Here is a 12119-nt window from a genome sequence, read left to right on the forward strand (position 1 = left end):
ACCCGGCTGGTGAGTCGGATCCGGTCGGTTCTGGACGTGGAACTCGCCGTTCGGCAGGTCTTCGAGGCCTCCACCGTCGCCGAACTCGCCACCGCACTGGATGCGGGGGCCGGTTCGCGCAGTCGGGTGGTCCGCGCGGTCAGGCCGGCCAGGGTGCCGCTGTCGCACGCCCAGCAGCGGCTCTGGTTCCTCCAGCACCTGGAGGGCCCGAGCGACACCTACAACATGCCGGTCTCGCTGAGCCTGACCGGTCCGGTCGACGAGCAGGCGCTCCGTGGCGCGCTGGCCGACGTGGTCGCCCGTCACGAGAGTCTGCGGACCGTCTTCGCCGAGGACGCCGACGGCGCCGCCTACCAGGTGGTGCTGGAGCCGGAGCAGGTGCAGGTGCCGCTGGCCGTCGAGCAGGTCGACGACGATGACGCGGTCGTGGACCGGATGATGCGGCGCGCGGCCGGGTACGTCTTCGACCTGGGCCGGGAAGTACCGCTGCGGGCCTCGCTGTTCAGGCTCCCCCCGGAGCCGGACGGCGAGGGCCGGGAGCGCAGCACGCTGCTGCTGCTGACCCACCACATCGCGGGCGACGCCTGGTCGCGCGGCATCCTGGTCCGCGACCTGACCGCCGCCTACTCGGCGCGCGTCCTCGGGGCGGCCCCGGCCTGGCAGGAACTGCCGGTGCAGTACGCCGACTACGGTCTGTGGCAGCGCGAGCTGCTCGGCTCCGAGACCGATCCGGAGAGCGAGGTGTCGCGTCAACTCGCCTACTGGCAGCGGACTCTGGACGGCCTGCCGGAGGAGCTGGCGCTGCCGTTCGACCGGCCGCGGCCGGCCACCGCCTCCTACCGGGGCGACCGGGTGGCCTTCGCGTTCCCCGAGGGCCTGCACGAGCGCCTGACCGCGGTGGCCCGCGAGCAGCGCGCGAGTGTGTTCATGGTGCTGCAGGCGGCGCTGGCCGCGCTGCTGACCAGGCTCGGCGCGGGCGAGGACATCCCGCTCGGCACGCCGATCGCGGGCCGCACCGACGACGCGCTGGACGACCTGGTCGGTTTCTTCGTCAACACCCTCGTCCTGCGCACCGACACCTCCGGCGACCCGACGTTCGCCGAGCTGATCGAGCGCGTCCGCACCTGGGACCTGGAGGCGTACGCGCACCAGGACCTGCCGTTCGAGCGGCTGGTCGAGGCGGTCAACCCGGAGCGCTCGCTCGCCCGGCACCCGCTCTTCCAGACGGCGCTCAGCTTCGACAGCGGCGCCCGCGCCGCAGCCGCCGGTCCCGCCGGTCCCGCCGGTGCCGGTCCCGCCGCTGCGGGCCCGGCCGGGCTCACGGTCACCGGGCGCCCGCTCGGCGCGCCCTCCGCGAAGTTCGACCTCTCCTTCGAGCTCGTCGAGCACGGTGCGGCGTCCGGTCGCACGCCCGCTCTGGACGGCGCGCTGGACTTCAGCGCCGACCTGTTCGACCGGGCCACCGCGCAGGGCATCGCGGACCGTTTCGTCCGCGTACTGTCGGCCCTCGTGGAGGACCCGCACGGCCGGATCGGCGACGTGGAGGTCCTGGACGCCGACGAGCGGCACCGGATCCTCGTGGAGTGGAACGCCACGGCCGTCGAGCACCGCGACCGGACCCCGGTGCACGTGCTCTTCGAGGAGCACGCGGCGGCCCGCCCCGACGCGGTGGCCCTCGCGGGCGCCGACGGGACGGTCACCTACCGGGAGCTCAACGAGCGGGCCAACCGGCTCGCCCACCTCCTGATCGGCCGGGGCGTGCGCGCCGAGAGCCGGGTCGCCGTGCTGCAGGAGCGGTCGGCGGAGCTCGTCGTCTCGACGCTCGCGGTGCTCAAGGCCGGCGGCGTGTACGTGCCGATCGACCCGCACCAGCCCGCCGCCCGTTCCGAGTTCATCCTGCGGGACACCGCGGCGGTGGCCCTGCTCACCGACCGGGCCCCGGACGCCGTCGGGTTCGCGGTGGACGTGCCGGTGCTGCGGGTGGGGCCGGGCGGCGTGCTCGACCCGACCTCCGGACCGGCCACCGATCCGGGCGTGGCCACGGACGCCGAGCAGCTGGTGTACGTGATGTACACCTCGGGCTCGACCGGGACCCCGAAGGGCGTCGGCAACACCCACCACAACGTGGTGCACCTGGCGGCCGACCGGTTCTGGCGCGACGGCAACCACGAGCGCGTGCTGATGCACTCGCCGTACGCCTTCGACGCCTCCACCTTCGAGATCTGGACCCCGCTGCTGACCGGCGGCACCGTCGTCGTCGCCCCCGCCGGGCGGATCGACGCCGGTGACCTCGCGACCGCGATCGCCGAGGGCGGGGTGACCGGACTGTTCGTCAGCGCCGGCCTGTTCCGGGTGCTCGCGGAGGAGCGGCCCGAGGGCTTCCGGGGCGTCCGGGAGGTCTGGGCCGGTGGTGACGTGGTGTCCCCGGCCGCCGTGCGGCGCGTCCTGGAGGCCTGCCCCGGCATCGTGGTGGCCAACGAGTACGGGCCGACCGAGACCACGGTGTTCTCCACGGTCAACCGGCTGCGTTCGCCGCAGGAGGTGCCCGAGGCGGTCGTCCCGATCGGCCGGCCGCTGTGGAACACCCGGGTGCACGTGCTGGACGCGCGGCTGCGGCCGGTGCCCCCGGGCGTCGCGGGCGAGCTGTACATCGGCGGCGCCGGTGTCGCCCGCGGCTACCTGGGCCGGGCCGGGCTGACCGCCCAGCGCTTCGTGGCCGCCCCCTTCGCGGGCGGCGGCGAGCGGATGTACCGCACCGGCGACGTGGTGCGCCGACTCGGCGACGGGCGGCTGGAGTTCCTCGGCCGCGTCGACGACCAGGTCAAGCTGCGCGGCTTCCGGATCGAGCCCGGCGAGGTCGAGGCGGTGCTCGCGGCACCCGACGAGGTCGCCCAGGCCGCCGTGGTCCTGCGCGAGGACCGGCCCGGCGACAAGCGCCTCGTGGCGTACGTCGTCGCGGCCGCCGGGGCGGCGGTCGACACCGACGCCCTGCGCGCCCGGGTCGCGGCCGCCCTGCCCGACTACATGGTGCCCTCGGCCGTGGTCGTGCTGGACGCGCTGCCGCTCACCCTGAACGGCAAGCTCGACCGGCGGGCCCTGCCCGCTCCCGTCTACGGGGTGGACCGGGACGGCGCCGGCGGGCGCGGGCCGCGCACCGAGCGCGAGAAGGCGCTGTGCGCGCTGTTCGCCGACGTGCTGGGCCTGGACGAGGCCGGGATCGACGACAGCTTCTTCGACCTCGGCGGCGACAGCATCATGTCGATCCAGCTGGTCAGCCGGGCCCGCCGGGCCGGACTCGAACTGTCGGTCCGCGACGTCTTCGAGCAGCGGACGGTGGCGGCCCTGGCCGAGGTCGTCCGGGAGACCGGGGGCGCGAGCGCCGAGGAGCCGGGCGCCGGGGTCGGCGAGGTGCCGCTGACGCCGATCATGCACTGGTTCCTCGAACGCGGCGGCCCCGCCGACCAGTACAACCAGTCCCGGCTGGTGCAGGTCCCGGCGTCCGTGACCCGGGAGCACCTGGCGGCGGCCGTCGGGGCCCTGCTCGACCACCACGACGCCCTGCGGGCCCGGCTCTCCCCGGCGCCCGAGCGGCGGCTGGAGGTCCGAGCCCCCGGCGCCGTGGACGCCGCCGCGACGGTCCGCCGCGTCGACGCGGCCGGGCTGGACGAGCAGGCGCAGCGGGAGCTGGTCGGCCGGGAGACGCGGGCCGCCCGCGAGCGGCTCGACCTGGCCTCCGGGAGCGTGTTCCAGGCCGTCTGGTTCGACCGCGGCCGCGACCTGCCCGGCCTGCTGCTGCTGATCGTCCACCACCTGGTCGTCGACGGGGTGTCCTGGCGGATCCTGGTGCCCGACCTGGCGGAGGCGTACCGGGCGGTGGGCGGCGGGCACGAGCCCCGGCTGCAGGCCGTCGGCACCTCGCTGCGGCGCTGGTCGCAGCGGCTGTTCGACGAGGCGGCGAAGCCCGCCCGGGCGGCGGAGGCCGGCTGGTGGCAGCAGGTGCTGCGGCCCGGCGACCCGCGGATCGGCCGGCGGGCGCTGGACCCGGAGCGGGACACCTACGCCACGGCGGAGCACCTGACGGTGACCCTGCCGACGGAGGTGACCGAGCAGGTGCTCACCCGGGTGGCCTCGGTGTTCAAGGCGGAGGTCAACGACGTGCTGCTGAGCGCGTTCGCGCTGGCCTGGGCACGCTGGCGGGGCAGCCCGGCCGGCACGGCCCTGATCGACCTGGAGGGCCACGGCCGCGAGGAGGACGTGGTCGGCGGAGCGGACCTGTCCCGGACGGTGGGCTGGTTCACCAGCCTGTACCCGGTGCGGCTGGACCCGGTCACCGCCGACCTGGCCGACGCGTTCGCCGGCGGCCCGGCCGCCGGGGCCGCGCTCAAGGCGGTCAAGGAGCAGCTGCGGGCGGTGCCGGACAAGGGCATGGGGTACGGCCTGGTGCGCCACCTCAACCCGGCCACGGCCCCCGGCTTCGCCGGACTGCCCCGACCGCAGGTGGCGTTCAACTACCTGGGCCGCTTCACCACGGCCGGGCCGCAGGGCGCGGGGAGCACCGCCGTGCCCGACTGGACCGTGCTGTCCACCGCGGCCGGCGCCGGCGGCACCGACCCGAGGGTGCCGCTCGCGCACCCGCTGGAGCTCAACGCCCGTACCAACGACGGGCCCGCCGGGCCCGAGCTGGCCGCCACCTGGACGTGGGCGCGGGACATCCTCGGCCGGGCCGAGGTCGAGGAACTGGCCGACCTCTGGTTCCAGGCCCTGCGGGCGCTGACCGAGCACGCCGAACGCCCCGACGCGGGCGGGCTGACCGTCTCGGACGTGTCCCTGAGCCTGCTGAGCCAGGACGAGATCGAATCGCTGGAAGACGAGTGGAGGACCTGGTAATGGCGACGCAGTCCGGACTGCAGGACATCCTGCCGCTGGCCCCGCTCCAGGAAGGACTGTTGTTCCACAGCGTGTACGACGAGGCGGCACCGGACGTGTACCTCGTGCAGCAGGCCATCGACCTGGAGGGCACGCTCGACACCGAGGCGCTGCAGGCGGCCTGCCGGACCCTGCTGCGGCGGCACGGCAACCTGCGCGCGGCCTTCCGCTACACGGGCGTGCAGCGCCCCGTGCAGCTCATCCCGTACGAGGTGCGGCTCCCCTGGGAGGAGCTGGACCTGACCGGGCTGCCCGAGGGGGAGCGCACGGCGGCCGCGGACCGGGCCGTCGAGGAGGACCGCACGCGCCGCTTCGACCTCGGCCGCCCGCCGCTGATGCGGTTCACCCTGATGCGGCTCGGCGAGCGGCGGCACCGCTTCGTGCTGACCAACCACCACATCCTGCTCGACGGCTGGTCGCGGCCGATGCTGGTGCGGGAGCTCCTGGCGCTGTACGCCACCGCGGGCGACGACAGCGCGCTGCCCCGGGTCCGGCCGTTCCGCGACTACCTGCAGTGGCTGGCCGGCCAGGACAAGGCGTCGGCGCTGGGCGCCTGGCGCGAGGCCCTGGCCGGGCTCGACGGTCCCACGCTGGTCGCGCCGCACGCGGGCGAGCGGGCCCCGGTCGTACCGGGCCGGCTGGAGACCGAGCTGGACCGGGCCACCCACGAGGCGCTCACCGCGCTCGCCCGCGAGCGGGCCCTCACGCTCAACTCGCTGGTCCAGGGCGCCTGGGCGGTCGTCCTGAGCGGGCTGACCGGGCGGGACGACGTGGTCTTCGGCAGCACCGTCTCCGGCCGGCCGCCGGAGGTCCCCGGGATCGAGACCATGGTGGGGCTGTTCATCAACACCCTGCCGGTGCGCGTCGTCCTGCGGTCCGACGAGTCCCTGGTGGACACCGTCCGCCGGGTGCAGGACGAGCAGACCCGGCTCCAGCCGTACCAGCACACCGGCCTGGCCGAGGTGCAGCGGCTGGCCGGGGCCGGCGAACTCTTCGACACCACCATGGTGTTCGAGAACTACCCGGTGGACATCGGGGCCGAGAACGACCGGCCCGGCGGCATCCGCGGGGTCACCGTCACCGGCAGCCGCAACCGGGACGCCACCCACTACCCGCTCGCCCTGGTGGCGGTCGGCCGCGGCGGACTGCGGCTGCGCCTGGACCACCAGCCCGACCTCATCCCCGACGCGACCGCCCGGGCCGTGCTGGACCGGCTGGTCCGGGTGCTGCGCTCGGTCGCCGCCGAGCCGGGCCTGCCGCTGGCCCGGCTGGACCTGCTCTCCGACACCGAGCGCCGGGCCGCCCTGGTCCTCGGCCGCGGCGCGGACACCCCGGTGCCCGCGGGCGGCCTGCCCGAGGCGTTCCGGGCCCAGGCCCGGCGGACCCCCGACGCCGTCGCCGTGCGGTGCGGCACCGCCGCGTACGACTACGCCGCGCTGGACGCCCGCTCGGACGCGCTGGCGCGCCGGCTGGTCGGGCTCGGCGTGACGGCCGAGACGCCGGTGGCGCTGCTCATGGAGCGCTCGGCGGAGCTGGTGGTGGCGGTGCTCGCCGTCCTCAAGTCCGGCGGGGCCTACGTGCCGCTGCGCCAGGGGGACCCGGTGGACCGGCTGCGGCAGGTCGCCTCGCTGGCCGGGACCGGCCTCGTGCTGACCGACCAGGAGAACGCCGGCCGGGCGGCGGAGCTCGGCACCGGCCCGGTGGTCGCCGTCGACGACGACGGCCCGGAGCCGTCCCCCGCCGGGGCGGCGCTGCCGCGGCACGTCCCGGGGGAGCAGCTCGCCTACCTGATGCACACCTCCGGGTCGACCGGCACGCCCAAGGGCGTCGCCGTCACCCACCGCGACGTGCTCGAACTCGCCCACGACCGGTCGTTCGCGGGCGGCGCCCACCGGCGCGTCCTGGTGCACTCGCCGCACGCCTTCGACGCCTCGACGTACGAGCTGTGGGTGCCGCTGCTCTCCGGCGGCACCGCCGTCGTCGCCCCGCCCGGCGACCTCGACACCGAGGTCCTCGGCAAACTGGTCGCCGAACACGGCGTGACCGGGCTCTGGCTGACCTCCGGCCTCTTCCAGCTCGTCGCGGACGAGGCCCCCGACGCCCTCGCCGGCGTGCGGGAGGTCTGGACCGGCGGTGACGTGGTGCCCGCCGCGTCGGTCCGCCGGGTGATGGCCGCCTGCCCCGGGACGGCCGTCGTCGACGGCTACGGGCCCACCGAGACCACCACCTTCGCCGTCCGGCACCGGCTGCCCGCCGGCGGCCCCGTCCCGGACGCCGTCCCGATCGGCACCCCGCTGGACAACACCCGGCTGCTGGTCCTGGACGCGGGGCTGCGGCCCGTCCCGCCCGGCACGGCCGGCGAGCTGCACATCGCCGGGGCGGGCCTCGCCCGCGGCTACTGGCGGCGCCCCGGACTCACCGCCGAGCGCTTCGTCGCCGACCCGTACGGGCCGGCCGGCTCCCGGATGTACCGCACCGGCGACCTCGTGCGGTGGACGCCCGAGGGCACCCTGGACTACCTCGGGCGCGCCGACGAACAGGTCAAGCTGCGCGGCTTCCGGATCGAACCGGGCGAGATCGAGGCCGTCCTGGGCCGCCACCCGGACGTCGCCCAGGCCGTCGTCACCGTCCAGGAGCCGCGCCCCGGCGACAAGCGGCTGGTCGCCTGCCTCGTCGCCGAACGGGGCACCGAGCCGTCCCCGGCCGCGCTGCGCGCCCACGTCGCCGCCGAACTGCCCGACTACATGGTGCCCGGCGCGTTCCTCCTCCTCGACGCGCTGCCGCTCACCGGCAACGGCAAGGTCGACCGGCGGGCCCTGCCGGCGGTGGACGCGACGCAGCCCGTCACGGCGGACCGGCGCGCGCCCCGCACCCCGCAGGAGTCCATCCTGTGCGGGCTGTTCGCCGAACTCCTCGGCGTGCCGCAGGTCGGCATCGACGACGACTTCTTCGACCTGGGCGGTCACTCGCTGCTCGCCACCCGGCTGGTCGGCCGGGTCCGCTCGGTCCTCGGCGCCGAACTCGCCGTCCGGCAGCTCTTCGAGCACCCCACGCCGGCGGCCCTCGCCCGGGCCCTGGACGCGGCCGGCGACGCCCGGCCGGCCCTGGAGCGGGCCACGCCCCGCCCGGAGCGCGTCCCCGCCTCGTTCGCCCAGCGCCGGCTGTGGTTCCTGCACCGCTTCGAGGGGCCCGGCGCGACCTACAACATCCCCTTCGCGCTGCGGCTCACCGGCGACCTCGACCGGGAGGCGCTGCGGACCGCCCTCGCCGACCTCGCCGAGCGCCACGAGTCGCTGCGCACCGTCTTCGCGGAGGACGCGGAGGGCCCGTACCAGATCGTCCGCGAGGGCGCGGCCGGCCGACCGGAGCTGACCTACGTCCCCGACGTGCCGGCCGGGAGCCTCGACGCGGAGCTCGCCGCGGCGGCCGGGTACGGCTTCGCGCTCGACCGTGAACTCCCGCTACGGGCCTGGCTGTTCGGCACCGGCGCCGGGGAGCACGTGCTGCTGCTGCTGGTGCACCACATCGCGGGCGACGGCTGGTCCGTCCCGCTGCTCGCCCGGGACCTGGTCACCGCCTACACCGCCCGGCACGGCGGCACCGCCCCCGCCTGGCGGCCGCTGCCCGTCCAGTACGCCGACTACAGCCTCTGGCAGCGCACCGTGCTCGGCGCCGAGGACGCCGACGACAGCCCGGCGGCCCGCCAACTCGCCTACTGGAAGCAGGCCCTGGCCGGCCTTCCGGAGGAGCTGGCACTGCCGGCCGACCGGCCCAGGCCCGCGGTCGCCGGCCACCGGGGGGACCGCGTCCTCTACGACGTCCCGGAAGCGCTGTACGGGCGGATCCGCGGCCTCGCCCGCTCCACCCAGTCCAGCCCGTTCATGGTGCTCCAGGCCGCCGTCGCCGCCCTGCTGACCCGGCTCGGCGCGGGCGAGGACATCCCGCTCGGCACGCCGATCGCAGGCCGCACCGACGACGCCCTGGACGACCTGGTCGGCTTCTTCGTCAACACCCTGGTGCTGCGCACCGACACCTCCGGCGACCCGACGTTCAAGGAGCTGGTCGCCCGCGTCCGCGAGACGGACCTCGCCGCCTACGCGCACCAGGACCTGCCCTTCGAACGGCTGGTGGAGGCGGTCAACCCGAAGCGGGCGCAGTCCCGCCACCCCCTGTTCCAGACCATGCTCACCTTCAACAACACCGACCAGCGCAGCGCGGCCGCCGACGGCGGCCTGCGGCTGCCCGGCCTCACCGCCGAACCCCTGCCGTCCGGCACCGGCTCGGCCAAGTTCGACCTGCTGCTCTCCTTCGCCGAACGGCACGGCCCGGACGGAACCCCCGACGGCCTCGGCGCCGGGCTGGAGTTCAGCACCGACCTGTTCGACCCCGGTACGGCGCGCGCCCTCGTCGACCGGCTGCTGCGGCTGCTCGACGAGGTGACCGCCGACCCGCAGCGCCGCCTCGGCGAACTGCGGCTGCTCACCGGCCCCGAACGGGACCGGATGTTGGCCCGCGGGAAGGGCGCCGAGCACCCCCGGGCCCGGGACACCGGCCCGGCCGCCCGCTTCGAGGCCGCCGCCGCCCGCAGCCCGCTCGCCACGGCCGTGGAGGACGCCGCCGGCTCGGTCGGCTACCGGGAGCTCGACGAGCGGGCCGACCGCCTCGCCCGGCTGCTGCGCGAGCGCGGCGTGGGCCCCGAGAGCCTCGTCGCCGTCGCGATGCACCGGTCCGTCGACCTGGTCACCGCCCTCGTGGCGGTCCTCAAGGCCGGCGCCGGCTACCTGCCCGTGGACCCGGCCTACCCGGCCGACCGCATCGCGTACATGCTCGAAGACGCCCGGCCGGCCCTCGTCCTGACCACACGTGAGCTGGACGCCGTCCTCCCGGACCGGGCCGGGCCGCCGAGGCTGACGGTCGACTCCCCCGAGGTGACGGCCGCCCTCGCCGCCCGGGGCGACGGCGCCGACGCCGCGGCCGGGCACCGCGCCCCGTACCACCCGGCCCACCCCGCCTACGTCATCTACACCTCGGGCTCGACCGGCCGCCCCAAGGGGGTGACCATGCCGGCCGAAGCCCTGCTCAACCTGCTGGACTGGCACGAGCGGGAGCTCCCGGGCGGCCCCGGCACCCGGGTGGCCCAGTTCACCGCGGTCAGCTTCGACGTGTCCGTGCAGGAGATGCTCTCCGCGCTCCTGGCCGGCAAGACCCTGGTGGTCTGCCCGGAGGACGTCCGGCGCGACCCGGCCCGGCTGGCCGGGTGGCTCCAGGAGCAGCGGGTCCACGAGCTGTACGCCCCCAACCTGGTCCTGGACGCGGTGTGCGAGGCGGCGACCGCCCTGCGGCTGCCGCTGCCCGAGCTCACCGACCTCGTCCAGGCCGGGGAGGCGCTCACCCCGCACGGCGCCATCCGGACCTTCTGCGCGGCCCGGCCCGGCCGGCGCCTGCACAACCACTACGGCCCCGCCGAGACGCACGTCGTCACCGCCGTCCGGCTCGCCGACGACCCGGCCGACTGGGCGCCCACCGCGCCGCCGATCGGCGCGCCGGTCGACAACACGGCCGTCCGGCTGCTCGACGGCCGGCTCAACCCGGTGCCGACGGGCGTCCCCGGGGAGCTCTACATCGCGGGCGCCGCCCTCGCCCGCGGCTACGCGCACCGCCCCGACCGCACCGCCGAGCGGTTCGTCGCCGACCCCTGGGGCCCGCCCGGCACCCGGCTGTACCGCACCGGCGACCTCGCCCGGTGGACGGCCGACGGGCAGCTCCTCTACCTGGGACGCGCCGACACGCAGGTCAAGATCCGCGGCTTCCGGATCGAACCCGGCGAGATCGAGGCGGCCCTCGTCACCGCCCCCGGCGTCGCCCAGGCGGCCGTGGTGGTCCGCGAGGACCGGCCCGGGGACCGGCGCCTGGCCGGGTACGTGGTGGCGTCCGACGGCGCCCTCCCGCACCCGGCCGGGCTGCGGGAGCACCTGCTGCGCCGACTGCCCGAGCACATGGTCCCGGCCGCCTTCACCGTCCTGGCGGCGCTGCCGCTGACCCCCAACGGCAAGCTCGACCGGGCCGCGCTCCCGGCCCCCGACCAGGGCAACGAGGAGCGGTCGCGGCCACCGGCCACGCCCGAGGAGCACGCGCTGTGCGCCCTGTTCGCCGAGGTCCTCGGGGTGGCGGAGGTGGGCGCCGAGGACGACTTCTTCGAACTCGGCGGCCACTCCTTCCTCGCCGCCCGGCTGGTCGGCCGGATCCGCGAGGAACTCGCGGCGGACCTGCCGGTGCGCGCGGTCTTCGACGCCCCGACGCCCGCGGGCGTGGCCCGGGCCCTGGCCGGGGACGCGGCCGGCCCGGGGGAGGAGGTCGCCGCGGGCGGGCGGGCCACCCGGGGGCTGCTGCCGCTGCGGGCCCGCGGCACGGCGGCGCCGGTCTTCTTCCTGCATCCGGGCGGCGGCTTCAGCTGGTGCTACGCCGGCCTGGTCCGCCACCTCGGCCCCGACGTGCCGGTCTACGGCATCCAGGCCAGCGGGCTCGACGGCTCGGGCGCCCTGCCCGCCTCGATGGCGGAGATGACCGAGGACTACCTCGCCCGGATCCGCTCCGTCCAACCCGCCGGACCGTACCGGCTGGCGGGCTGGTCCTTCGGCGGCCTGACCGCCTTCGCGCTGGCCACCCGGCTGCAGGAGGAGGGCGAGCGGGTCTCGCTCCTCGCCCTGCTCGACGCCTACCCGCAGGCCGCGGACGCCGTCACCGAGGACCCGGTGCCGCACGAGGTCGTCGCGCACAACCTGCGCGCGATGGGCTTCACCTTCGACGACGAGGAGCTCATAGCAGACGAGAAGGCCGTCCTGCTGCGCTTCCGCGAGTTCCTGCAGTCCGGGAACCAGAACCTCCGGCACCTTGAGGCGCAGGACATCCTGGCGCTGAAGGACGTCTATGTGAACAATGTCCGGCTCATGCGGCGATTCCGGCCCGAATTCTTCGACGGCGACCTGCTTTTCGTCTCCGCCGAGGAGAAGTCGGAAGCCGACCGTTCGGGCCGGTTGGATGTCAGCTTGTGGCAACCCTTCGTGGGTGGTTCGGTCGAGGTGTGCCCGGTAGAGTCCACTCATGGAAATCTGATGACGGATGCCCGGCACACGGCCCGCATCGGGCGTTTCCTCGCGGAGCGGCTGTGACCTGCGAGTGGAAACGATCGGAAG

2 protein-coding genes are annotated in these 12119 nt (G+C 75.9%); both read left to right on the forward strand.

Annotated features, from left to right (window positions below):
- The first annotated feature begins 36 nt into the window (after positions 1-36).
- A complete protein-coding gene (locus ACIRST_RS41955; protein WP_402809974.1) occupies positions 37-4887 on the forward strand; it encodes an amino acid adenylation domain-containing protein in 4851 nt (1616 codons plus the stop codon).
- Positions 4887-12095, forward strand: coding sequence for an amino acid adenylation domain-containing protein (locus ACIRST_RS41960; protein WP_402809977.1), 7209 nt, complete (start codon positions 4887-4889; stop codon positions 12093-12095). The genes ACIRST_RS41955 and ACIRST_RS41960 overlap by 1 nt, the downstream gene beginning before the upstream one ends.
- The last annotated feature ends 24 nt before the right edge of the window (positions 12096-12119 follow it).

This window comes from Kitasatospora sp. NPDC101447, assembly GCF_044767225.1.
GTDB lineage: Bacteria > Actinomycetota > Actinomycetes > Streptomycetales > Streptomycetaceae > Kitasatospora.